Below are 25158 nucleotides of genomic sequence, written 5' to 3' on the forward strand. Positions count from 1 at the left end.
GGCGCCGTCGCGCAGCGCTTTGTACGAATGGGCCGTCCGGGAGTTATAGACGCTTGAAAGGCTGAGGTTTTCCCCGATCGAATGGGTGAAGGCACTCGGCCCTTTGGCGTCTGTTTGCGTGCCTGCCCCGGCGGATACCGGGCGACATTCAGGCTGACAAAGGCAAATAGCTACATGGCAACCAAGGCGATCGAAGGCGGCACCGTTAAGCGCCGCATCCGCAAGGTGTTCGGCGACATCCACGAAGTGGTGCAGATGCCGAACCTGATCGAGGTTCAGCGCGAATCCTACGAACAGTTCCTCCGCAGCGATCCTTCGATCGGCTATGTCTCGGGTCTCGAAAAGACGCTGCGCAGCGTCTTCCCGATCCGCGACTTCGCCGGCACCGCCGAGCTCGATTTCGTAACCTATGAACTCGAATCGCCCAAGTTCGACGTCGAGGAATGCCGTCAGCGCGGCATCACCTATGCCGCCCCGATGCGCGTGACCTTGCGCCTGATCGTGTTCGAGGTGGATCCCGATACGGAAGCCCGTTCGGTGCTCGATATCAAGGAGCAGGACGTCTACATGGGCGACATGCCGCTCATGACGCAGAACGGCACCTTTTTCATCAACGGCACCGAGCGCGTCATCGTCAGCCAGATGCACCGTTCGCCGGGCGTGCTGTTCGACCATGACCGCGGCAAGACCCACGCCAGCGGCAAGTATCTGTTCGCCGCGCGCGTGATCCCCTACCGCGGCTCGTGGCTCGACTTCGAGTTCGACGCCAAGGACATCGTCAACGTCCGTATCGACCGCAAGCGCAAGCTGCCGGTGACCTCGCTGCTTTACGCGCTGGGTCTGAACTCGGAAGAGATCCTCAACCACTTCTACAACACCGTCACATTCGTGCGCGGTCCGGGTGGCTGGCAGATTCCGTTCGCGCCCGAGAGCTGGCGCGGCGCCAAGCCGGCGTTCGACATCGTCGACGCCAAGTCGGGCGAAGTGATCTTCCCCGCCGGCCAGAAAATCTCGCCGCGCGCCGCCAACAAGGCAGGCAAGGACGGGCTCGAGACGCTGCTGATCCCGACCGAGGAAATCTACGGCCGTTACAGCGCTTATGACCTGATCAACGAGTCGACCGGCGAGATCTACATCGAGGCCGGCGACGAGGTTTCGGCCGAGAATCTCGAATTGCTCGACAAGGCCGGCATCGACCGCATCGAGCTGCTCGACATCGACCATGTCTCGACCGGCCCGTGGATCCGCAACACGCTCAAGGCCGACAAGGCCGAGGAGCGCGAGCAGGCGCTGTCCGACATCTACCGCGTCATGCGCCCCGGCGAGCCGCCGACGCTGGAGACCGCGGAGTCGCTGTTCGGCGGCCTGTTCTTCGACCCCGAGCGCTACGACCTGTCGGCCGTGGGCCGCGTCAAGCTCAACATGCGCCTCGACCTCGACGCCGAGGACACCGTCACGACGCTCCGCACCGAGGATATCCTCGCGGTGGTCAAGACGCTGGTCGACCTCAAGGACGGCAAGGGCGAAGTCGACGACATCGACAATCTCGGCAACCGCCGCGTGCGTTCGGTGGGCGAGCTGCTCGAGAACCAGTATCGCGTCGGCCTGCTCCGCATGGAACGCGCCGTGAAGGAGCGCATGTCGTCGGTCGATGTCTCGACCGTCATGCCGAACGACCTGATCAACGCGAAGCCCGCGGTCGCCGCGGTGCGCGAATTCTTTGGTTCGTCGCAGCTCTCGCAGTTCATGGACCAGACCAACCCGCTCTCCGAAGTGACGCACAAGCGTCGCGTTTCGGCGCTCGGGCCGGGCGGTCTCACGCGTGAGCGCGCCGGCTTCGAAGTCCGCGACGTTCACCCGACGCATTATGGCCGCATCTGCCCGATCGAGACGCCGGAAGGCCCGAACATCGGCCTGATCAACAGCCTCGCCTCGTTCAGCCGCGTCAACAAATATGGCTTCATCGAGACGCCGTACCGCAAGGTGATCGACAACCGGGTGACCAACGAGGTCGTCTATCTCTCGGCGATGGAAGAGGCCAAGCACACCATCGCGCAGGCATCGGCCGAGGTCGATGGCGACAGCCGCTTCACCGAGGATCTGATCTCGGCGCGTCAGGCGGGCGAGTTCCTGATGGCGCTGCCCGAAACGATCACGCTGATGGACGTCAGCCCCAAGCAGCTCGTCTCGGTCGCCGCATCGCTCATTCCGTTCCTGGAAAACGATGACGCCAACCGCGCGCTGATGGGCTCGAACATGCAGCGTCAGGCCGTGCCGCTGGTGCGCGCCGAGGCGCCGTTCGTCGGCACCGGCATGGAAGAGACCGTCGCGCGTGACTCGGGCGCCGCGATCGGTGCCCGCCGCGGCGGCATCGTCGACCAGGTCGATGCCTCGCGCATCGTCATCCGCGCGACCGGCGACGTGTCGGCGGAAGAGTCGGGCGTCGACATCTACACGCTGATGAAGTTCGAGCGTTCGAACCAGTCGACCTGCATCAACCAGCGGCCGCTGGTGAAGGTGGGCGACGTCGTCAATGTCGGCGACGTGATCGCCGACGGCCCGTCGACCGAGTTCGGCGAGCTGGCGCTGGGCCGCAACGCGCTCGTCGCGTTCATGCCCTGGAACGGCTACAATTATGAGGACTCGATCCTCATCTCCGAGCGGATCGTGAAGGACGACGTGTTCACGTCGATCCATATCGACGAGTTCGAAGTGATGGCCCGCGACACCAAGCTCGGGCCGGAGGACATCACGCGCGACATCCCGAACGTCGGCGAGGAGGCGCTGCGCAACCTCGACGAGGCGGGCATCGTCTATGTCGGCGCCGAGGTCGAGCCGGGCGACATCCTGGTCGGCAAGATCACGCCGAAGGGCGAAAGCCCGATGACGCCGGAAGAGAAGCTGCTCCGCGCGATCTTCGGCGAAAAGGCCAGCGACGTGCGCGACACCTCGCTGCGTCTGCCGCCGGGCGTGTCGGGCACGATCGTCGATGTGCGCGTGTTCAACCGCCACGGCATCGACAAGGACGAGCGCGCGATGGCGATCGAGCGCGAGGAGATCGAGCGCCTCAAGAAGGACTCGGACGACGAGCGCAACATCCTCAACCGCGCCACCTGGTCGCGGCTCAAGGAAATGCTGCTCGGCCAGACCGCGACCGGCACGCCGAAGGGCCTCAAGAAGGGCTCGGTCATCGACGAGGATCTGCTCGACAGCGTCGACCGTCACGAATGGTGGAAGTTCGCCGTTCAGGACGACGCGATGCAGGGCAACCTGGAAGCGGTGAAGGGCCAGTATGACGAGGCCGTGAAGCGCATCAAGGACAAGTTCGAGGACCGCCGCGAGAAGCTCGAGCGCGGCGACGAGCTGCCGCCGGGCGTGCTCAAGATGGTCAAGGTCTTCGTCGCGGTGAAGCGCAAGCTGCAGCCGGGCGACAAGATGGCCGGCCGTCACGGCAACAAGGGCGTCATCTCGCGCATCCTGCCGGTCGAGGACATGCCGTTCCTCGAGGACGGTACGCCGGTCGATCTCGTGCTCAACCCGCTGGGCGTGCCGTCGCGCATGAACGTCGGGCAGATCTTCGAGACGCATCTGGGCTGGGCCGCGCGCAACCTCGGCATGCAGGTCGCCTCGGCGCTGGAGGACTGGCGTGAAGCCAATCCGGACGCGAAGGCGGGCGAGATGCCGGCCGCGGTTAAGGATCGTCTGGTCGAGATCTATGGCGACCATTACGCCGCCGAGATCGGGGCGCGCACCGGCGAGCAGGTGTCGGAGCTGATTCACAATGTCCGCACGGGCATTCCGATGGGCACCCCGGTGTTCGACGGCGCGCGCGAAAGCGACGTGACGGCGATGCTGGAACTGGCGGGTCTCGACACGTCGGGCCAGTCGGACCTGTTCGACGGGCGCACCGGCGACATGTTCGACCGCAAGGTGACCGTGGGCATCATCTACATGCTCAAGCTGCACCACCTTGTCGACGACAAGATCCACGCACGTTCGATCGGGCCGTACAGCCTCGTCACCCAGCAGCCGCTGGGCGGCAAGGCGCAGTTCGGCGGCCAGCGCTTCGGCGAGATGGAAGTGTGGGCGCTGCAGGCTTACGGCGCGGCGTACACGCTCCAGGAAATGCTGACGGTGAAGTCCGACGACGTGGTCGGCCGCACCAAGGTCTACGAAGCGATCGTCAAGGGCGACGATACGTTCGAGGCCGGCATCCCGGAGAGCTTCAACGTGCTCGTCAAGGAAATGCGCTCGCTCGGCCTCAACGTGGAACTCAAGACCAACGAGGATCTTGGCTTCGACGACGACGGCGTCGCGATCGCGGCGGAGTGATCGTCAGGCCCTCGCATTACGAATGCGAGGGCCTGACCTCCCGCCCAGAGATTTACCCTCCTGAGGGAAAACGACATGAATGAACTGACCAACTTCGCGAACCCGGTGGCAAAGCCGGAGACCTTCGACCAGATCCAGATCGGCATCGCGTCGCCTGACCGCATCCGCTCGTGGTCGTTCGGCGAGATCAAGAAGCCCGAGACGATCAACTATCGCACGTTCAAGCCCGAGCGTGACGGCCTGTTCTGCGCGCGCATCTTCGGTCCGATCAAGGATTACGAGTGCCTGTGCGGCAAGTACAAGCGCATGAAGTACAAGGGCATCGTCTGCGAGAAGTGCGGCGTCGAGGTCACCGTCTCGAAGGTCCGCCGCGAGCGCATGGGCCATATCGAGCTCGCCGCCCCGGTCGCGCACATCTGGTTCCTCAAGTCGCTGCCGTCGCGCATCGGCCTGCTGCTCGACATGCAGCTCAAGCAGCTCGAGCGCGTGCTGTACTTCGAGTCGTACATCGTCACCGAGCCGGGCCTGACCCCGCTCGAGAAGTTCCAGCTCCTCACGGAGGACGAACTGCTCGACGCGCAGGACGAATATGGCGAGGACGCCTTCTCCGCCGGCATCGGCGCCGAAGCGGTCAAGATCATGCTGATGGACCTCGACCTCGAGGGCGAGAAGCGTGACCTGCTCGAAGAGCTGGCGACCACCAAGTCGGAGCTGAAGCCCAAGAAGATCATCAAGCGGCTCAAGGTTGTCGAGAGCTTCATCGATTCGGGCAACCGCCCGGAGTGGATGATCCTCGACGTCGTGCCGGTCATCCCGCCCGAACTGCGCCCGCTTGTGCCGCTGGACGGCGGCCGCTTCGCGACGTCGGATCTGAACGACCTGTATCGCCGCGTGATCAACCGCAACAACCGCCTCAAGCGGCTGATGGAGCTGCGCGCGCCGGACATCATCGTCCGCAACGAAAAGCGCATGCTTCAGGAAGCGGTCGACGCCTTGTTCGACAACGGCCGCCGCGGTCGCACCATCACCGGTGCCAACAAGCGTCCGCTCAAGTCGCTGTCCGACATGCTCAAGGGCAAGCAGGGCCGCTTCCGCCAGAACCTGCTCGGCAAGCGCGTCGACTATTCGGGCCGCTCGGTCATCGTGACCGGCCCTGAGCTCAAGCTGCACCAGTGCGGCCTGCCCAAGAAGATGGCGCTCGAGCTGTTCAAGCCGTTCATCTATGCCCGCCTCGACGCCAAGGGTCTGTCGATGACCCTGAAGCAGGCGAAGAAGTGGGTCGAGAAGGAGCGCAAGGAAGTCTGGGACATCCTCGACGAAGTCATTCGCGAGCATCCGGTCCTGCTGAACCGCGCCCCGACGCTTCACCGCCTCGGCATTCAGGCATTCGAGCCGGTGCTGATCGAAGGCAAGGCGATCCAGCTTCACCCGCTGGTCTGCTCGGCGTTCAATGCCGACTTCGACGGTGACCAGATGGCCGTGCACGTTCCGCTGAGCCTAGAGGCCCAACTCGAAGCGCGCGTCCTGATGATGTCGACTAACAACATCCTCTCGCCCGCCAACGGCAAGCCGATCATTGTGCCGTCGCAGGACATGGTCCTCGGCCTCTATTACATCTCGATGGAGAAGCAGGGCGAGCCGGGCGAAGGCATGGTGCTGGGCGACATGTCCGAAGTGCACCAGGCGCTGTTCGCCGGCGCCGTGACGCTTCACTCGAAGATCACCAGCCGCGTTCCGCAGACCGACGAGGACGGCAACCAGTATCTCAAGCGCTTCGAGACCACCCCGGGCCGCATGCTGCTCGGCGAGTGCCTGCCGAAGTCGCACAAGGTGCCGTTCGACGTCGTCAACCGCCTGCTGACCAAGAAGGACGTCGGCGACGTGATCGACGAGGTCTATCGCCACACCGGCCAGAAGGAGACCGTGCTGTTCGCCGACGCGATCATGGCGCTCGGTTTCCGCAACGCGTTCAAGGCGGGCATCTCGTTCGGCAAGGACGACATGATCATCCCGGCGAGCAAGGAAGCGACGGTCGAAGAGACCCGCGGCCTCGTCAAGGACTTCGAGCAGCAATATCAGGACGGCCTGATCACGCAGCAGGAGAAGTACAACAAGGTGATCGACGCCTGGAGCCGTTGCGGCGACCAGGTCGCGGCCGCCATGATGGACGAGATCAAGTCGGTGAAGATCGACCCGGAAACGGGCCGCGAAAAGCCCGCCAACGCGATCTACATGATGGCGCATTCGGGCGCCCGCGGTTCGGCGGCGCAGATCAAGCAGCTCGCCGGGATGCGCGGCCTGATGGCCAAGCCGTCGGGCGAGATCATCGAAACGCCGATCATCTCGAACTTCAAGGAAGGCCTGACCGTCCTTGAATATTTCAACTCGACGCACGGCGCCCGCAAGGGTCTGGCCGACACCGCGCTCAAGACGGCGAACTCGGGTTACCTCACCCGCCGTCTGGTCGACGTGTCGCAGGATTGCGTCGTCATGGAGATCGACTGCGGCACCGAGCGCGCGCTGGAAATGCGGGCGATCGTGCAGGGCGGCAGCGTCATCGCGTCGCTGGGCGAGCGCATCCTGGGCCGCACGACGGCCGAGGACGTGGTCGATCCCAAGACCGGCGACGTCGCGATCGAGACCGGCACCCTCCTCGACGAGCCGATGATCGCACAGATCGAGGCGCTCGGCGTTCAGGGCATGAAGATCCGCAGCCCGCTGGTGTGCGAGGCCAAGATCGGCGTGTGCGCCAAGTGCTACGGGCGTGACCTCGCCCGCGGTACGCCAGTGAACATCGGCGAGGCGGTCGGCGTCATCGCGGCGCAGTCGATCGGTGAACCGGGCACGCAGCTCACCATGCGTACCTTCCACATCGGCGGCGCGGCGCAGCTCAACGAGCAGTCGAACCTCGAAGCCCCCGTGGACGGCACGATCGAGCATCGCGACCTGCGCCTGATCGTCGATCAGCGTGGCCGCCGCGTGGTTCTGTCACGCTCGGGCGAGATCGCGATCGTCGACATGGACGGCCGCGAACTCGCGGTGCATCGCATCCCTTATGGCGCCTATGTGCTGTTCGATGACGGCCATGTCGTGTCGAAGGGCGATCGCATGGCCGAATGGGATCCGTTCACCATGCCGGTGATCACGGAAACCGGCGGCACGGCCAAGTACCAGGACGTCATCGAAACCAAGACGATGACCGAACAGGTCGACGAGGCGACCGGTATCGCGCAGCGCGTGATCATCGAAAACCGCGGCGCCAACGCCAAGAAGGAGGATCTGCGTCCGCGGATCACCCTGCTCGACGATGCCTCGGGTGAAAGCGCGCGCTACATGCTGGCGCCGGGCGCGGTGCTGTCGGTCGATGACGGCGCGGAAGTGAAGGCGGGCGACGTCGTCGCCCGTGTCGCCCGCGAATCCGCCAAGACCCGCGACATCACCGGCGGTCTGCCGCGCGTCGCCGAGCTGTTCGAGGCGCGCATCCCCAAGGAGAATGCGATCATCGCGCGCGCTTCGGGCCGCGTCGTGTTCGGCAAGGACTATAAGGCGAAGCGCAAGATCGGTATCCAGCCCGAGGACGGCGGCGAACTGGCGGAATACCTCATCCCGAAGTCGAAGGTCATCGACGTTCAGGAAGGCGATTACGTCAAGCGTGGCGACAATCTGATCGGCGGTTCGCCGAACCCGCACGACATTCTCGAGGTGCTCGGCATCGAGCCGCTCGCGGAATATCTCGTCGCGGAAATCCAGGAGGTCTATCGACTCCAGGGCGTGAAGATCAACGACAAGCACATCGAGGTGATCGTTCGCCAGATGCTGCAAAAGGTCGAGATCACCGACGCCGGCGACACCACCCTGCTCCCCGGCGAGCAGGTCGATCGCGACGAGATGGAGGAGACCAACGCCCGCCTCGAGCCCGGCCAGCAGCCGGCTCAGGGCAAGCCGATCCTGCTCGGCATTACCAAGGCGTCGCTGCAGACCCGCAGCTTCATCTCGGCGGCATCGTTCCAGGAGACCACCCGCGTCCTCACCGAGGCGGCAGTTCAGGGCAAGCAGGACACGTTGATCGGCCTCAAGGAGAATGTGATCGTCGGCCGTCTCATCCCCGCCGGCACCGGCGCGGGCATGAACCGCATGCGCATCGCCGCCTCCAGCCGCGACGCTGCCCTCCGCGTCCAGCAGCGCCGCCTGCAGGAAGTCCTCATCGCGCCGAACTCGGCCGAAGAGGAGCGTGCGGCCGAACAGGCGCAGGACCCGGTCGAGGCGATGGCGACGCATGACGCGCTCGAGATCGTGCAGGTCTCCGGCGACGGGAGCGACGAGGCCGCGGGCGAGTATCTGAACGAGAGCGAGTGATCGCTTTCGTCAGCGGCAACGCCTGACAAGAAACAGCCGCCGTCCGGGATACCGGGCGGCGGCTTTTTCGTGGACGGTTGCTGACTGGGACTTTGGTGCCCCCTTCGTCCCGCCCCGCCGCATCCTGCCCTCCCTACACCCCAATTGCCACCTCGCCCCCACGCGCTACACTCACCACAGGGGGACTTCATCATGCGCAACTTTCGCCGCGCGCTCTTCGAGCAGCTCGATCCGCCGAAATGGCCGGGGCGCGGCCTGTCGCCGCTCAACGCCTTTTTGTGCGTCCTGATCCTGATCGCGACAGCGCTCGCCGTTCTCGAGACCGAACCGCTGGTGACGCGCGGCAACGAGGCGCTGTTCCACCGCATCGAGATCGCGTTCGGCACGCTGTTCCTGCTCGAATTTCTTGCGCGGCTGTGGGTCGTGCCGGAGGGGTCGGACGGCCCGGCGTGGCGCTGCCGGTTGCGCTTCGTGCTTTCGCCCTGGTCGCTCATCGACATTCTGGTCATCGTGACCAGCTTCGCCCCGTTCATCGCCGCCAACGGCCAGATGCTCCGCCTGCTGCGCCTCGCGCGCATCCTGCGCCTCGCCAAGCTCGGGCGCATGTCGTCGGCGATCCAGCATTTGACTCACGCCATCGCCTCGCGCCGGCTCGAGCTCGGCCTCACCGCCGGCATCGCGCTCGGCCTGCTCGTGTTCGGCGCGACCGCGCTCTATCTCGCCGAGGGCGACATCCAGCCCGACAAGTTCGGCAGCATCCCGCGGTCCTTGTGGTGGGCAATCATCACGCTGACCACGATCGGCTATGGCGACGTCTATCCGGTGACCGTGGTCGGCAAGATCATCGCCGGCTTCGTCGCGATCTGCGGGATCGGCCTGATCGCGATGCCCACCGGAATCCTCGCTGCGGCGTTCAGCGACGCGATGGAGCGCAGCCGCAAGGCCGATTGCGACTAGATCCCGCCCGCCGTCACCTCGCGCCCGCCCGCCTCAAGCTGCCCTGTCAGGTCGGCGATGCACGCGTCCACCACATGTATGTCGGTCGCGCGCACCACGAAATTCGCGCCGACGCGCCCTTCGCGGAAGAACGGATAGCTGCCGATCGCCACGCCCTCATGCGCGCGCTCGACCGCGCCAAGCAGCTCGGCGATTTCGCTTTCTGCCACCCAGCAGCCAATCGTCCCGCTCACCACCGGCTTGCCGCCCTCGAGCGTGCCGGTGAGCGCGTCGAGCATGCCCGCGGTGATGTTGGGCACGCCCGCGAGGATGTAGATATTTCCCACCTGAATGCCCGGCGCACCCGACATGCGGTTGGGGATCAGTGCCGCCCCCTGCGGCACCCGCGCCATGCGCAGCCGCGCGTCGGTCAGCCCGCCGCGGGTCTCGTAATAGCCGGCCAGCATCGCCCGCGCGCCTTCGTGGATCACCACCGGCACGCCCAGCGCCGCGGCGATCGCGTCGACGGTGATGTCGTCATGCGTCGGCCCGATCCCGCCCGTCGTAAAGCAATAGTCATGGCCGGTCCGCATCGCGTTCACCGCCTCGATGATGCGGCTCTCCACGTCCGGCACCACGCGCACTTCGCTCAGCCTGATGCCCTGTACGTTCAGCCACACCGCGATCTGCGCGACATTCTTGTCCTGCGTGCGGCCCGAGAGAATCTCGTCGCCGATCACCACAAGGCCTGCCGTCCAGATGCGTTCGCTCATGTGCCCGGCCATATGCGCTCACCTAGGAAAATGCCACCGCTTGGCCTATATCGCGCGCCATGACCGAATATGTGACCGTCACCGCCGACACCAACTTCGCCCGCGACGGGTCGATCAAGCTCTATGGCCCGGACGGCTTCGCCGGCATGCGTGCCGCTGGCCGGCTCGCGGCGGAGATCCTCGACGCGATCGCGCCGCATGTCTTGCCCGGCGTCACCACGGCGGAACTCGACGATTTCGTGCGTGAACGGACCATCGCCGGCGGCGCGGTGCCCGCGACGATGGGCTATCGCGGCTATACGCACAGCTGCTGCATCAGCATCAACCATGTCGTCTGCCACGGCATCCCCGGCGCCAAGACGCTCAAGGACGGCGACATCGTCAATATCGACGTGACGCCCTTGCTCGACGGCTGGCACGGCGACACCAGCCGCATGTACCTCGTCGGCGACGTGCCCCTCAAGGCGAAGCGCCTGGTCGACGTCACCTATGAATGCCTCATGCTCGGCATCGAGCAGGCCAAGCCCGGCAACACGATGGGCGATGTCGGCCACGCCATCCAGCGCCATGCCGAAAAGCACCGCTACGGCGTCGTCCGTGATTTCTGCGGCCACGGCCTCGGCCGCGTGTTTCATGACGCACCCGAAGTTGTCCATGTTGGCCGCCCCGGCACCGGCCCCGAGCTCAAGCCCGGCATGTTCTTCACGATCGAGCCGATGATCAATATCGGCCGCCCCGACGTGAAACTGCTCGACGATGGCTGGACGGCAGTGACGCGCGACCGCTCGCTCTCGGCGCAGTTCGAGCATTCGATCGGCATCACCGAGACCGGCTGCGAGATCTTCACCGCCTCGCCCGCCGGCCTCCACCAGCCGCCCTATTTCTGATGCCAAAAAAACCATGAGCGACAGCAAGTTCGAGCGTCACCGCCAGCCCTGGCGCCAGGACGAGATCCAGAAGCTGCACACGCTGGCCAAGAAGGGCATGGCGCTCAAGGCGATCGCCAAGGCGCTGACCCGCAGCGAGGAATCGGTCAAGGACCGCGCCAAGGCCGACGGCCTGCCGATCGCGAAGTTGCGGTGAGCGCATCCGCTTTGGACAATCAACCGCCACCCCGGCCTTGAGCCGGGGTCCCGCTTCTTCCGACCGCCCGCAACAGCGGGACCCCGGCTCAAGGCCGGGGTGACGAAGGTACCAAGCTGAACACCCCCACCCACTACGACGCCATCATCCTCGGCGCCGGCGCCGCGGGCCTGATGTGCGCGCTCACCGCCGGCCAGCGCGGCCGCCGCGTGCTGCTGGTCGATCACGCCGAGCAGGTCGGGAAGAAGATTCTCATCTCCGGCGGCGGGCGGTGCAACTTCACCAACCTCCACACCGCGCCCGACCGCTATCTCTCGGCCAACCCGCATTTCGCCAAGTCGGCGCTGCGTCGCTACACCCAGCACGATTTTCTCGAACTGGTCGAACGCCACCGCATCGCCTGGCATGAAAAGACGCTTGGCCAGCTCTTTTGCGACGGCGGCGCGCGGCAGATCGTCGATATGCTGCTCGCCGAATGCACGGCCGGAGGCGTCGAGATCGCGCTCGGCCACCTGGCCCGCGACATCACCCATGCCGATGCCAGCTACCGCGTCACCATCGGCGACCGCATCGCGACCGCCCCCGCGCTCGTCATCGCCACCGGCGGGCCGTCCATCCCCAAGATGGGCGCGACCGGCTTCGCCTACGACCTGGCGCGCCAGTTCGGCCTGAAAATTATCGAGCCGCGTCCCGCGCTCGTCCCGCTCACGCTCGGTGGCGACGAAGTCCTGTTCCGCGAGCTCTCCGGCGTCGCCGCCCCGGTCGAGGCGCGCGCCGGCAAGGCGAAATTCCGCGAAGCCGCCCTGTTCACCCATCGCGGCCTGTCCGGCCCGGCGATCCTGCAGGTCAGCTCCTATTGGCGCCACGGCGAGCCGGTCGAGATCGACTTCCTGCCCACCCATCCCGCCGACTGGCTCGTCGCCGCCAAGCGCGCCCACCCCCGCACCACCCTGCGCAAATTGCTGACCGACGCGCTTCCCACCCGCCTCGCCGACACCCTCGCCGATCAGCTCGGCCTCACCACGGAACTCGCCAACACCCCCGACAAGGCGCTTGCCGAAGCCCAGCGCCGCCTGTCCGCATGGCGCTTCCATCCCAACGGCACCGAGGGCTTCGCCAAGGCCGAAGTCACGGTCGGCGGCATCGCCACCGCCGGCCTCTCCTCGCAGACGATGGAAGCCCGCGACGTCCGGGGCCTCTACGCGATCGGCGAGGCGGTCGATGTCACCGGCTGGCTCGGCGGCTACAATTTCCAGTGGGCCTGGGCCAGCGGCTGGGCGGCGGGTCAGGCGATCTGACCTCATGGTTGAACTGGCCGCCGGAACATCCTGACCGTTGCGCCGCGGCCATCCGCTTGCCACACCCGCGCCGGGAGACCCGCATGCGTAAACTGGCCGTTGCCCTGTTCCTGCTGACCGCCGCGCTCCCGGCCATCGCGCAGACGCCGCCCGCCCAACTCCCCACGCTGACCACCGCCGATCGATCCCGCGCCGACGCCGCGCTCATCCAGGCGCTCGAAATCCTGCTCGCGGACAAGCGCAGCCCGGCCTCGCCGCCGATCCTGTCCGCGCTCGACCTGACCGGCCCGCCGGCCGACATCGCCGCGCTCAAGGCGGGCGATATGTCGGGCGTCTATGCCCGCTGGCTCGACGCCCGCTCCGCCGCGTTCAAGGCGCGCGACTGGGCGCTGATGGCGCGCTGGATTCAGCTCACCGCTTTGTATCGCCTCGGCAATGTCGCACTCGACGAAGCCGCCGACGCCACGCCGGTCACCGGCCAGACGTTCGACGACATCTATTTCATGGCCTATGCGCTCGCCATGGCGGGCGAAGCGGAACGCGCGGCCGCGTTCATCAAACCCTTCCTCGCCGCGGCCGACCCGCAATTCGAGATCGCCTTCGCCGCCGACCTCGTCGCGCGCGTGCAGAGCGTCGACAATTGGGGCGGCGGTGACCGGCCCAGGGCGGCGGCGCTGGTCACGCTCGCGCTGTCGCTGTTCGACCGCCCCGGCGCACGTGCACCGCAACAGGTCCGCAACCTCCACCACGCGCTCGGCAATATCCGCCGCACTGCCGGCGACATCGCCGGCGCCCGCGCCGCCTATACCAGAGCGCGCGCACCCGGCGCGGCGCCCGCCGATGTCGAGATCGCGCTGATGTTCGAGGCGGGCGAAACCGACGCGGGCCTTCGCGCGATCCAGCAATCGCTCGGCGAGACCCCCGGCGCCGCTTTGTCGCGCAAGGCCACCGACAAGCTCGTCGAAATCGGCGGCCAGACCGGCAGCGGCAATGCCGGCACGATCGCGATCTACCGCATCGCGCTGCAAAATTACCGCCGCCTGCTCAAGCCCACCGACAAGCCGCTCGAGGATGCCGCCGCCGTGCTTGCCGACGCCTATATGGCGGCGGGCGATCCGGCGCTGGCCGAGCCGCTGCGCGCCGAACTCTTTGCCTCCTATGAGAAGCGCTACGGCTTCGATTCCGGCGGCGCGAACCGCTATGCCAAGCAGCTCGCCGACGCCATCGCCGCCCAGTCGCGCTATGACGAGGCCGATCTGCTCTATCGCCGGCTATGGGCGCTGGTCGAGAAATACGGCGCCTATGAAGACCTCGACGCCCAGCGTTATGCCGAGGCAATCGCCGGCATCCTGCTTGCCCGCGGCCAGATCGCCGCCGCCGAAGCATTCAATGCCGACGCGCTGCGCCGTGCGCGCGCCAAGGATTTGGACGCCACCACGCTCACCGCCTATCTCATCGTCCAGGCGCGCATTCTCGCGCGCGCCGGCAAGGCCGCGCAAGCCGAGGCTGCCGCGCGCGAAGCCGTCGCCGCCGGTCCCGCCGACGACAAGCTGACCGTCTCCGCCGCGTTCGACAGCCCCGAGGCGCGCGCCCGCGCCCAGCTCGCCGCGCTGCTCGAAGCCAATGGCAAGGCCGCCGAGGCCGAGCCGATCCGCCGCCTGCTGCTCGCCCGGATCGAAGCCAACGACATGATCCCGTGGGAAGGCAATCTGCGCCGCGACGCGGTGCTCGCGCTCGCCGCCAACCTCACGCTGCAGAACAAGCCCGAGGGGCGCCGCATGTTCGGCGAGCGCCTCGCCACCAACGCCCGCATCTTCGGCGGCGACAGCCCGCAATTGCTCGACGTCGCCGAGCCCTTCGCCCGCGCGCTGCTGCGCTCGGGCCGCGCCGGCGACGCGCTCACGCCTGCCCGCGCCGCGCTCGCCGCACGCACGTCGAGCCGTTTCACCGGCGACGCCGCCGCGGTCACCATATCCGACCGCGCGCTCGCCAACCGCCGCCGCGAAGCCGCGCGGCTGATGGTCGAGGCGGCGTGGCGCGCGCGTCCGCCGGGCGGCTGATCGCTGCCCCGCAATCGCGCAAGACTCTGCGGCATCTGCCCATTTGTTAGGCAGTCGTTAACCCGGCACCGCCGCCAGCCGCGGATTCCCGTCGCCCAAATTCTGGCACGCCCGTTGCAACCCGCGCGTCAGGGGGAAGCGGTCCACTTGATCCTCGCGCGGCGCGGCAACGGCCTGCTGCCGGACGAACGCCGCAAACCCGCGTAAATGAAGGAACGAGAGGCTGTGAAAAAGATCGAGGCCATCATCAAGCCGTTCAAGCTCGATGAGGTGAAAGAGGCGCTTCACGAAGTCGGCGTGTCGGGCATCACCGTGACCGAAGCCAAGGGGTTCGGCCGCCAGAAGGGGCATACCGAGCTGTATCGCGGCGCCGAATATGTCGTCGACTTCCTGCCGAAGGTGAAGCTGGAAGTGGTGGTCGAGGACAGCCTTGCCGAGCGCGTGGTCGAGGCGATCGCCGCCTCGGCGCAAACCGGGCGCATCGGGGACGGCAAGATCTTCGTCACCGCGATCGAGACCGCGCTGCGCATCCGCACCGGGGAGCGCAACGAAGACGCGATTTGATGTTTCAATATGCGCAAATAGGTCGCGATCTGATGTTTCAGTAAGCGCAAAATATGCGCGATTTGACGCACTGCAAAAATTTCACGAAACTGCGTTGCGGCGCAACATGATTCTCCCGGTGACGGGTCCAAGAGAGCGAAAGGGCAAGTAATGGCTAACACCGCCAGCGATATTCTGAAGATGGTCAAGGATCAGGAGATCGAGTGGATCGACCTGCGGTTCACCGACCCCAAGGGCAAGTGGCAGCACCTCACCATGGTCGCTTCGGTGATCGGCGAGGACGAGCTGACCGACGGCCTGATGTTCGACGGTTCGTCGATCGAGGGCTGGAAGGCGATCAACGAGTCGGACATGATCCTCAAGCCCGATCTCGATGCGGTGTGGACCGATCCGTTCAGCGCGACCCCGATGCTGATCCTGGTGTGCGACATCGTCGAGCCGTCGACCGGCGAACTCTATGCCCGCGACCCGCGCTCGACCGCCAAGCGCGCCGAGACCTATGTCAAGTCGATCGGCATCGGAGACACCGTCTATGTCGGGCCGGAAGCCGAATTCTTCATGTTCGACGACGTCCGCTTCGAAAACAGCTATTCGACCAGCTATTACGCGATCGACGACATCGAGCTTCCGGGCAATTCGGGCAAGGAATATGAAGCCGGCAACATGGGCCACCGCCCGCGCGCCAAGGGCGGCTATTTCCCCGTCGCGCCGGTCGACAGCGCCGTCGACATCCGTGGCGAGATGGTCTCGACCATGCTCGAAATGGGCCTGCCGTGCGACAAGCACCACCACGAGGTCGCCGCCGCGCAGCACGAGCTCGGCCTGACCTTCGGCACGCTGGTCACCACCGCCGACCGCATGCAGATCTACAAATATGTCGTGCATCAGGTCGCGCATGCCTATGGCAAGACCGCGACCTTCATGCCCAAGCCGATCAAGGAAGATAACGGCTCGGGCATGCACACGCACATCTCGATCTGGGAAGGCGGCCAGAACACCTTCGCCGGCAACGGCTATGCCGGCCTGTCGGAAGCGTGCCTCTACTTCATCGGCGGCGTGATCAAGCACGCCAAGTCGCTCAACGCCTTCACCAACCCGTCGACCAACAGCTACAAGCGTCTGGTCCCGGGTTACGAAGCGCCGGTGCTGCTCGCCTATTCGGCGCGCAACCGCTCGGCCTCGTGCCGCATCCCCTATGGGGCAGGCACCAAGGCGAAGCGCGTCGAGTTCCGCTTCCCCGACGCGCTGGCCAACCCGTATCTCTGCTATGCGGCGCTGCTGATGGCCGGCCTCGACGGCATCCAGAACAAGATCCACCCGGGCGACCCGATGGACAAGAATCTGTACGACCTGCCGCCCGAGGAACTGAGCCTCGTCCCGACCGTCTGCGGCTCGCTGCGCGAAGCGCTCGACAGCCTCGAGGCCGATCAGGACTATCTGCTCAAGGGCGACGTGTTCTCGGCCGACCAGATCGAGGCCTATGTCGAGATCAAGCGCGCCGAAGTCGCCCGCTGGGAAATGACCCCCAGCCCGGTCGAGTTCGACATGTACTATTCGTCCTGATTAATCCCGCGCCGCCTCGGGGGAGGCGGCAACGGACAGCGGAGCGCCCGGACCGAAAGGTCCGGGCGTTTTCCGTTGCGGCCATCCACAGCCGTCATCGCTGCGTCATCGTTTCATCACCGAACCGAAACCGGAATCGCACCGAACCGTCACCGAACGTCCCTAGCGCCCCCTAAACTTCACTCGGGGGACATCATGACCAGCCGTTCGATCATCCGCACGCTCACCACCGCCAGCTTCACAACGCTCGCCCTGGCAACCGCCGCACCGGCGCTTGCCGACGAGGCGCCCGCGCCCGAGGATGGCGACAGCATCGTCGTCACCGGCGCCCGCCCGATCGCCGAATCCGAAGCCGCCGCGCTCGAAGTCCAGAAGAATTCGGACTCGCTCGTCACCGTCGCTGCGGCGGACGGCGTCGGCCGCCTGCCCGACCAGAACATCGCCCAGGCCACCGGCCGCCTGCCCGGCCTCGCGGTCGAGCGCGATCAGGGTCAGGCGCGCTATGTCTCGATCCGCGGCGCGCCCAACTATTGGACGACGCTCTCGTTCGACGGCATCAACGTCGTCAGCCCCGAAGGCCGCGACGCGCGCTTCGACTCGATTCCCTCGGCGATCGCCAGCAAGATCATCGTGTCGAAGGCGGTCACGCCGGACATGCCGGGCGAGACCGTCGCCGGCAACGTCAACGTCATTACACGCTCGGCATTCGACTATCCGGGGTTCCACTTCGCCGGCAAGGCGGGCTTCGGTCAGGCCGAACTGGGCCGCCGCGGCGAATATGAGGCATCGGCGGTCGTCTCCGACCGCTTCGACACCGGCCTTGGCGAGATCGGCGTGCTGTTGTCCGGCAGCTATTACCGCCGCGAGATGATCACCGACAATTTCGAGAACGATTATGAGCGCGTCGCGCAGGACCAGCGCCCCGGCGCCGGCACGCGCTTCTGGGCGCACGAGACCGAGAACAAGCTCTATCGCCTGACGCGCCGCAACTGGTCGGTCTCGGGCCGGCTCGACTGGCGGCCGGACGACGCCAACCAGGTGTCGCTGCGTTCGATCTACACGATCTTCAAGGACGACGAGAAGCGCGACAATTACCGCTTCGACCTCGACGACCGTCAGGGCGACCTCGTCGCCAACACCGCCGCCTGCACCATCGCCGCCAACCCGACGCCCACCACCAGCGGCTATGCCGATGTCTGCATCGGCAACACCCCGCCCGCCGGCACCGTCTATGGCGTCGACATCCGCCAGCGTTCGACGCTGCGCGCCTTCCGCCAGTCGATCTTCACCAACACGCTCGAGGGCGACCACGAATTCGGCGAGGGCTGGAAGCTCAACTGGCTCGGCAATTTCACCCGGTCGAAGGACGACCGCTCGGTCACCGGCGAGGTGAGCTGGGAAAGCCCCGGCACGCGCACCGCGCGCCCCACCGTCGTTTATGACTTCACCGACCCCAACCGCAGCAACCTCACGCTGTTCACCACCACCCAGCTCAGCGGCCCGACCCGCTTCCAGGCCGGCACGCGCGTGACCGACATCGACAGCTTCGCCAAGCCGCCGGTGTCGCTGACTGTGCTCGACGCGGTCGACACCACCGACGCCTATACCGCGCGCCTCGCCCTCTCGCGTGAGACCGCGCTGTTCGGCGGCGAGGCGGTGCTTACCGTGGGCTTCCAGTTCGACCAGCGCACCAAGACCGCGGACGAGAAGCAGATCAGCCTGACCGGCGCGCAGGCCAATGCGATCGGCCTGCCGACCGACTTCAACCAGTTCGCCTCGTCGGCGCCGTTCCAGGGCAAGATCCCGCTCGGCTACACCTTCAAATATTTCGACGCGGCGAAGATGGAGGCGATCTCTGCCGCCGCTCAGGCCAATTTCGCCTTCGCGCCGGTCACCGCCAACAATTACGAGGTGCGTGAGCGCATCCTCGCCGGCTATCTGATAGGCACGGTACGCTACGACTGGGGTTCGATCGTCGGCGGCGCCCGCGTCGAGCACATCACCAATCGCGGCGCGGCGGTTGCCACGGTCGGCGTGACGACCGGCCCGGTGGTCACCGAATCGAGCGACACGCTCGTCTTCCCGAGCCTGCACATCAACTACAATCTCGACGACACCAAGAAGCTGCGCCTCTCGTTCAACACCGGCGCCGCGCGCGCCGATTATGACCAGCTGCGCCCCAACGTCGTCATCAACGACACCAACGGCTCCATTTCGGGCGGCAACCCGGCGGTGAAGCCCGAGCGCGCCTATGGCGTGGACGGCTATTTCGAATGGTTCGTCCGCCCGCAGGGCTATCTGATGGTCGGCGCCTTCTACAAGAAGGTCGAGGACGTGCTGTACCGCCAGACGCGCACCTTCGGTTCCGACGCGCTCAACACCGGCGGCGTGGACCGTTCGGGCTACACCTTCTCGGGCATCACCAATGGCGGCGGCGGCCGCGTGTTCGGCGCGGAGGCGGCGGCGCAGCTCCAGCTCGAGCCGTGGACCGAGCAGCTCGGTCTGCCCGGCTGGATGGGCGGCTTCGGCCTTTCGGCCAATATCACGATCAACGACAGCGAAGTGACCAAGCCCGCGATCGGCGCGGTCCCGGCGCGCAAGGTGCGCCTGCCCGGCACCTCAGACCTCGTCTACAACATCGGCGGCTATTACGAGAAATACGGCGTCTCGATCCGGCTTCAGTACCAGCGCCGCAGCACCTGGATGGACGGCATCGCCGACGATCTCACCGATGGCGGCGACACCTATTGGGCGGCCGACGACGAGCTCGATTTCTCCGCGCGCGTCTCGGTCACGCCATTCGCCGAAATCTATTTCGACGCGTCGAACCTGCTCAACAATCCGGGCCGCCGCTATTCGGAGCCGGGCAATCTGCTGACCGCGACCGGCACGCCTTCGCCCACGATCACCTATCAGACGATCGAGTGGGAGCGCTTCGGACGCCGCTTCAGCGGCGGCGTGCGGGTGACCTTCTGATGCTCGCCCGCGCCCTCGCCCTCAGCATGCTGCCGCTCGCGGCGGCAGGCTGCGCCACCACCGGGGCGCAAGTCCCCATCGTCCCCACCACCCCCGCCGCGTCGGTCACGGCGCGCGGGGAGACCGAAGCGGTCGCCACCGCCAATGCCGACGCCGCCGACGATCCCGCGATCTGGCGCAACCCGGCCGACCCCGTCGCCAGCCTGATCGTCGGCACCGACAAAAAGGCCGGGCTGCACGTCTATGACCTGACCGGCAAGAGCCGCTTCTTCATCGATGCGGGCCGGGTCAACAATGTCGATCTCAAGGACATGGGGCCGCTCGGCATCATCGTCGCGGCGAGCGACCGCAACGACAAGCTCAACGCCAGGCTGGCGCTGTTCCGGCTCGACCCTGCCACCGCGAAGCTGACCCCGCTCGGCATCGTGCCGGTGGGCGCGGGCGAAGCCTATGGCGTGTGCCTCTACCGTAGCGCGGGCAAGCTCCACGCCTTCAACGTGATCAAGGACGGCACCATCCGCCAGGTCGAGCTCGACCTCTCGGGCGCCGCGCCCACCGGCAAGCTGCTGCGCACGATGAAGCTCGCCACCCAGTCCGAAGGCTGCGTCGCCGACGAGCGCACGCATCGGCTCTATGTCGCCGAAGAGGACATCGGCCTGTGGCGCTTCGACGCCCGTGCCGACGGCTCCACCGACGCGATTCCGATGGCCAAAGCCGACGGCGCGCAGATCGTCGCCGACACCGAGGGCGTGACGCTCGCACCCGAGGGCGACGGCAATGGCGGCTACCTCATCGTCTCCAGCCAGGGCGACCACGCCTATGCCGTCTATCGCCTGTCCGACGACCGTTTCGTCGGCCGCTTCCGCATCGCCCCGGGCAAGCTCGGCGCGACCGAGGAAACCGACGGCATCGACTTCGCCCCCGGCGATTTCGGTCCCGGCTATCCCGGCGGGCTGTTCGTCGCGCAGGACGGCTACAACCCGCCCAAGGCGCAGAACTTCAAACTCGCCGCTTGGGACGACATCAAGGCCGCGCTCAAGATCGATTGACCCCTATCCTCCCTCGCCAGGGGGAGGATAAGGACGATACCCGATTAACCCCGTTCCTCACGGAACTTCCTCCCGCCCACGCGTTACGCATCCGACACGAACGGAGGATGCGATGCGCGCGACTTTGCTCGGCCGCCTTGCCCTGATCGCCACCACCACGCTCGCGGCGTGCAGCGGAGGCGGCGCCACGCCCCAACCCGCGCCGCCACCCCCCAACCAGCCGCCCAGCTTCACCTCCGCCACCACCGCTTCGGTCGCCGAGAACAGCACCGCCGCCTACACCGCCACTGCGACCGATCCCGACGGCAACCCGCTCACCTTCTCGATCGCCGGCGGCGCCGATGCGGGCCGCTTCACCATGGGCAGCGGCGGCGCGCTGGTCTTCACCCCCGTCCCCAATTTCGAGCTGCCCGGCGATGCCGACGCCGACAATGTCTATCGCGTCCAGCTGCGCGTCAGCGACGGTTCGCTGACCGCCACGCAGGACGTCGCGATCACCGTCACCGACAGCCGTGAAGGGATTGCCGTGCGCCGCGTCGGCACCGGCTTCACCGCCCCGCTCTATGTCGCACCGATCCCCGGCGACACCCGCGTCCATGTCGTCGAGAAGGGCGGCGGCATCTGGCGGCTCGACCCCGCGACCGGCGCGCGCACGCTCGTCCGCACCGTCGGTAATCTCTCGACCAGCGGCGAGCGCGGCCTGCTCGGCCTCGCGCCCAACACCGTCCAGCCGAGCGTCTATGGCGATGCCTTCGTCGTCGCGACCGCCCCCGACGGCGCGGTCGAGGTGCGCGCCTATCTGCTCGGCGACCCCAGCTTCGGCGGTGCGGCGGGCTATCGCCTCGTGCTCAGCACGCCGCATCCGACCTTCGACAACCACAATGGCGGCTGGCTCGGCTTCGGCCCGGACGGGCTGCTCTATGTCGCGGTCGGCGATGGCGGCAGCGGCGGCGATCCGTCGAACAACGCGCAGAACCCGATGGTCCGCCTCGGCAAGATCCTGCGCATCGCGCTCAGCGGCGGCGGCTATGGCCCGGCCCCGAACAACCCCTTCTTCATCGCCGGCGGCGACCAATGGGTGTTCGCGCTCGGCCTGCGCAACCCGTTCCGCGCCTCCTTCGCGCCCGATGGCCGCCTGTTCATCGGCGATGTCGGGCAGAGCGCGGTCGAGGAGATCGACGTCGTCCGCACCGACCAGCCCGGCCTCAATTTCGGCTGGCGCTTCATGGAGGGAAGCCAGCCGTTCAGCGGCACCGCCCCGGCCGGCCTGACCGGCCCGGTCACCGAATATCCCGCCGGCACCGGCCCGCGCCAGGGCCGATCGGTGATCGGCGGCTATGTCTATCGCGGTCCGGTCACCTCGCTGATCGGCTCCTATGTGTTCGGCGATTTCGTCAGCGGCAACATCTGGACCGTCCCCGCCGCGTCGCTGGTCGCAGGCAGCCTCTACCCGTCGAGCAACTACGAACGCCGCAATATCGACTTCACCCCCGATGCCGGCACGATCAACCAGCTCGCCTCGTTCGGCGAGGATGCGGCGGGCAATCTCTATCTCGTCGATCTCGATGGCGAGATCTTCCGGGTAAATTGATCTGGCCGTCGCTTTCCCTCGGGCGAGGCAACGCTGGCATCGGCATCCATTTAAAGAAGTGCGTTGTCGCCGTTGTTTCCGTTGATTTGCTCGATCCAACAGAAATTGGATACCCTCGATTCGAAATTGGCATTTGCGCGGCCCGCATTCCCTTCCGCGCGATCTGCGTTAGGCTGGCGGCATGACCCACACCCTGCTCGCCGCCTTCGCCCTCGCCGCCGCCCTCCCCGCGCTCGCGCAGAGCGCCAGCGACCGGAAGATCGCCGCCACCGTCACCGCCGAAACCGGCCGCCATGTCGAGCTGCTCGAACGTCTCGTCAACGTGAACAGCGGCTCGCTCAACCTGCCTGGCGTCACCAAGGTCGGCGAAATGGTCCGCGCCGAACTCGCACCGCTCGGCTTCCAAGTCGAATGGATCGACATGACGGCGACCGGCCGCGCCGGGCATCTGATCGCCACCCACACGGGCAATGGCCGCGGCAAGCGCATCCTGCTGATCGCGCATCTCGACACCGTGTTCGAACCCGAATCGCCCTTCCAGAAGTTCGTGCGCGAGGGCGAGCGCGCGACCGGTCCCGGCATCGGCGACGACAAGGGCGGAATCGTCGTGATCGTCGCCGCGCTGCGCGCGATGCAGGCGGCGGGCACGCTCGAGGGCGCCGACATCAAGATCGTGCTGACCGGCGACGAGGAGCGCACCGGCGCCCCGCTCGCTATCGCCCGCCGCGACCTGATCGAGGCCGGCAGATGGGCGGATGTCGCGCTCGAATATGAAAATCTGGCGCGCGAGGACGGCGCCGACAAGGGCACCGTCGCACGCCGCAGCTCGGCCAACTGGACGCTCACCACCACCGGCAAGACCGGCCACAGCAGCAATGTGTTCGGCCCCGGCCTCGGCTATGGCGCGGCCTATGAGCTGGCGCGCATCCTCGACGAATTCCGCCGCACGCTGCCCGAGCCCAACCTGACCTTCAATATCGGCGTGATGGCCGCGGGCACCCCCGCGACGCTCGCCGAAAACGGCTATCAGGTCAGCGCCGGCGGCAAGACCAACATCATCGCCGAGAGCGCGGTCGCGCGCGGCGACCTGCGCGCGCTCACGCCCGAGCAGGAGGCGAAGACCCGCGCCGCGATGCAGGCGATCGCCGCCGCCGGGAACCTGCCCGGCACCAGCGCCAGGCTGGTGTTTCAGGACGGCTATCCCCCGATGTCGCCCACCGCCGGCAACCGCGCGCTGCTGACGAAGCTCAACGCCGTCAACCGCGACCTCAAGCTGCCCGAAATGGCCGAGATGGACCCCGCCCGGCGCGGCGCCGCCGACTCCGCCTTCGTCGCGGCGGACGTCGACACGCTCGCCGGCCTCGGCGTCGCGGGCGGCGGCGCGCATGCCGAGGGCGAGTGGATCGATCTCCCCTCGATCCCGCTCCAGGCGCTGCGCAGCGCGGTGTTCATCACCCGGCTGTCTAAGGAAAAGCGCTGACTCCAAGCCCCTCCCCTTCAGGGGAGGGGTTGGGGTGGGGAATGTCTCACCGAGACCGCCGCTAGGGCACCAGCACCGTCGATCCCACCGTCGCCCCCGCCTCGAGCGCCCGGTGCGCCTCGGCCGCGTCCTCCAACGCGAAGCGCTGCCCGATCTCGACGCTCAACACTCCGCTCTCGACCAGCTCGAACACCCGCGCCATCCCCGCCGCACGCTCGTCGGGCGCGATGTAATAGTCGAACGACTTGGGCCGCGTGACGAACAGCGAGCCATGCTGGTTGAGCGTCGCGAGATTGACGCCCTCGACCGGCCCGCCGGCATTGCCGAAGCTGATGATCAGCCCGCGCCGCGCCGCCGATTTGAGCGACGCCCCCCAGGTCGATCCGCCGACGCCGTCGATCACCACTTCGACGCCCTTGCCGCCGGTGATCTCGCGCACCCGCGCGGCGATGTCCTCGTTCTTATATTCGATGACATGATCCGCCCCCAGTGCCCGCGCCCGCCCGGCCTTGGCCGCGCTGCCCACGGTGCCGATCACGGTCGCGCCGACATGCTTGAGCCACTGCACCAGCAGCTGCCCGACCCCGCCCGCCGCCGCATGCACCAGCACCGTCATGCCCGGTTGCACCCGGGCGCAGCGTTCGACCAGAAACTCGGCGGTCGCGCCCTTCAGCGTCACCGCCGCCGCCGTGTCGAAGTCGATGCCATCGGGCAGCTTGAACAGCGACGCCGCGGCGACGTTGCGCTCGGTCGCATAGGCCCCCAGCGTCGGCCCGAACGTCGTCACGCGATCCCCTACGGTCAGGGCCACGCCCTGGCCGACCGCGGTCACCTCGCCCGCCGCCTCGCTGCCCAGCCCGCTCGGCATCGGCAGCGGATACAGGCCGCCGCGGTGATAGGTGTCGATGAAGTTCAGCCCCACCGCCGCGTGCCGCACGCGCACCTCGCCCGGCCCTGGCGGCGGCAGCTCGCGCGTCTCCCACCCGATCACCTCCGGTCCGCCCGTTCGTTCGATCACCGCGACCCGCGCCATACCCGATTCTCCAGTTTCACATTGCAACCCGCACCCGCTGCCGCCATCTACACCACTCGACAAG

15 protein-coding genes are annotated in these 25158 nt (G+C 66.8%); 13 read left to right on the top strand and 2 right to left on the bottom strand.

Annotated elements, in window-relative coordinates; genetic code table 11:
* Positions 1-174 precede the first annotated feature (174 nt).
* The 3 genes from rpoB (at position 175) to M9978_RS10085 (ending at position 9645) form a co-directional block, all read left to right on the top strand.
* Positions 175-4332, top strand: a complete 4158-nt coding sequence (gene rpoB / locus M9978_RS10075) for a DNA-directed RNA polymerase subunit beta (protein ID WP_254292905.1) — start codon at positions 175-177, stop codon at positions 4330-4332.
* 75 nt (positions 4333-4407) lie between these two features.
* Positions 4408-8688, top strand: coding sequence for a DNA-directed RNA polymerase subunit beta' (gene rpoC, locus M9978_RS10080; protein ID WP_254292906.1), 4281 nt, complete (start codon positions 4408-4410; stop codon positions 8686-8688).
* A gap of 192 nt (positions 8689-8880) precedes the next feature.
* On the top strand, positions 8881-9645 hold the full coding sequence (locus M9978_RS10085) for an ion transporter (protein WP_254292907.1): 765 nt from the start codon (positions 8881-8883) through the stop codon (positions 9643-9645).
* On the opposite strand, the gene M9978_RS10090 is transcribed toward M9978_RS10085, so the two are convergent.
* Complete coding sequence (locus M9978_RS10090) at positions 9642-10397, bottom strand: competence/damage-inducible protein A (protein WP_254292908.1); 756 nt, start codon at positions 10395-10397, stop codon at positions 9642-9644. The genes M9978_RS10085 and M9978_RS10090 overlap by 4 nt on opposite strands.
* Positions 10398-10456: 59 nt before the next feature.
* Here M9978_RS10090 and map point away from each other — a divergent pair, with 59 nt between their 5' ends.
* The 10 genes from map (at position 10457) to M9978_RS10140 (ending at position 24061) form a co-directional block, all read left to right on the top strand.
* Positions 10457-11284 (top strand): type I methionyl aminopeptidase, encoded by an 828-nt coding sequence (gene map / locus M9978_RS10095; protein WP_254292909.1) that lies wholly within the window; start codon positions 10457-10459, stop codon positions 11282-11284.
* A gap of 13 nt (positions 11285-11297) precedes the next feature.
* Positions 11298-11480 (top strand): hypothetical protein, encoded by a 183-nt coding sequence (locus tag M9978_RS10100; protein WP_254292910.1) that lies wholly within the window; start codon positions 11298-11300, stop codon positions 11478-11480.
* A 116-nt stretch (positions 11481-11596) separates the two neighbouring features.
* Positions 11597-12778, top strand: coding sequence for a BaiN/RdsA family NAD(P)/FAD-dependent oxidoreductase (locus tag M9978_RS10105; RefSeq protein ID WP_302053925.1), 1182 nt, complete (start codon positions 11597-11599; stop codon positions 12776-12778).
* A gap of 83 nt (positions 12779-12861) precedes the next feature.
* A complete protein-coding gene (locus tag M9978_RS10110) occupies positions 12862-14838 on the top strand; it encodes a hypothetical protein (RefSeq protein ID WP_254292912.1) in 1977 nt (658 codons plus the stop codon).
* A gap of 225 nt (positions 14839-15063) precedes the next feature.
* Complete coding sequence (locus M9978_RS10115; RefSeq protein WP_254292913.1) at positions 15064-15402, top strand: P-II family nitrogen regulator; 339 nt, start codon at positions 15064-15066, stop codon at positions 15400-15402.
* A gap of 150 nt (positions 15403-15552) precedes the next feature.
* A complete protein-coding gene (glnA, locus tag M9978_RS10120) occupies positions 15553-16965 on the top strand; it encodes a type I glutamate--ammonia ligase (RefSeq protein ID WP_254292914.1) in 1413 nt (470 codons plus the stop codon).
* A gap of 195 nt (positions 16966-17160) precedes the next feature.
* On the top strand, positions 17161-19941 hold the full coding sequence (locus M9978_RS10125) for a TonB-dependent receptor (RefSeq protein ID WP_254292915.1): 2781 nt from the start codon (positions 17161-17163) through the stop codon (positions 19939-19941).
* Positions 19941-20990, top strand: coding sequence for a phytase (locus M9978_RS10130; RefSeq protein WP_254292916.1), 1050 nt, complete (start codon positions 19941-19943; stop codon positions 20988-20990). Before M9978_RS10125 ends, M9978_RS10130 begins: the two co-directional genes overlap by 1 nt.
* 112 nt (positions 20991-21102) lie before the next feature.
* Entirely contained in the window at positions 21103-22581 is a 1479-nt protein-coding gene (locus M9978_RS10135) for a PQQ-dependent sugar dehydrogenase (RefSeq protein ID WP_254292917.1), read from the top strand.
* Positions 22582-22762: 181 nt separating this feature from the next.
* Positions 22763-24061 carry a M20/M25/M40 family metallo-hydrolase gene (locus M9978_RS10140; RefSeq protein WP_254292918.1) on the top strand — a complete coding sequence of 433 codons (1299 nt, stop codon included), beginning with the start codon at positions 22763-22765 and terminating at the stop codon, positions 24059-24061.
* A 61-nt stretch (positions 24062-24122) separates the two neighbouring features.
* On the opposite strand, the gene M9978_RS10145 is transcribed toward M9978_RS10140, so the two are convergent.
* On the bottom strand, positions 24123-25094 hold the full coding sequence (locus tag M9978_RS10145; protein ID WP_254292919.1) for a quinone oxidoreductase family protein: 972 nt from the start codon (positions 25092-25094) through the stop codon (positions 24123-24125).
* Between the last annotated feature and the right edge of the window lie 64 nt (positions 25095-25158).

It is taken from the genome of Sphingomonas tagetis, from assembly GCF_024211275.1.
Taxonomy (GTDB): domain Bacteria; phylum Pseudomonadota; class Alphaproteobacteria; order Sphingomonadales; family Sphingomonadaceae; genus Sphingomonas; species Sphingomonas tagetis.

Bases quoted from the DNA above. Each gene is read 5' to 3' on its own strand.
- M9978_RS10085 (WP_254292907.1), top strand. From the start codon at position 8,881: ATGCGCAACTTTCGCCGCGCGCTCTTCGAGCAGCTCGATCCGCCGAAA.
- M9978_RS10140 (WP_254292918.1), top strand. From the start codon at position 22,763: ATGACCCACACCCTGCTCGCCGCCTTCGCCCTCGCCGCCGCCCTCCCC.
- M9978_RS10125 (WP_254292915.1), top strand. From the start codon at position 17,161: ATGACCAGCCGTTCGATCATCCGCACGCTCACCACCGCCAGCTTCACA.
- M9978_RS10135 (WP_254292917.1), top strand. From the start codon at position 21,103: ATGCGCGCGACTTTGCTCGGCCGCCTTGCCCTGATCGCCACCACCACG.
- M9978_RS10130 (WP_254292916.1), top strand. From the start codon at position 19,941: ATGCTCGCCCGCGCCCTCGCCCTCAGCATGCTGCCGCTCGCGGCGGCA.
- map (WP_254292909.1), top strand. From the start codon at position 10,457: ATGACCGAATATGTGACCGTCACCGCCGACACCAACTTCGCCCGCGAC.
- M9978_RS10090 (WP_254292908.1), bottom strand. From the start codon at position 10,397: ATGAGCGAACGCATCTGGACGGCAGGCCTTGTGGTGATCGGCGACGAG.
- glnA (WP_254292914.1), top strand. From the start codon at position 15,553: ATGGCTAACACCGCCAGCGATATTCTGAAGATGGTCAAGGATCAGGAG.
- M9978_RS10100 (WP_254292910.1), top strand. From the start codon at position 11,298: ATGAGCGACAGCAAGTTCGAGCGTCACCGCCAGCCCTGGCGCCAGGAC.
- M9978_RS10110 (WP_254292912.1), top strand. From the start codon at position 12,862: ATGCGTAAACTGGCCGTTGCCCTGTTCCTGCTGACCGCCGCGCTCCCG.
- rpoC (WP_254292906.1), top strand. From the start codon at position 4,408: ATGAATGAACTGACCAACTTCGCGAACCCGGTGGCAAAGCCGGAGACC.
- M9978_RS10145 (WP_254292919.1), bottom strand. From the start codon at position 25,094: ATGGCGCGGGTCGCGGTGATCGAACGAACGGGCGGACCGGAGGTGATC.
- rpoB (WP_254292905.1), top strand. From the start codon at position 175: ATGGCAACCAAGGCGATCGAAGGCGGCACCGTTAAGCGCCGCATCCGC.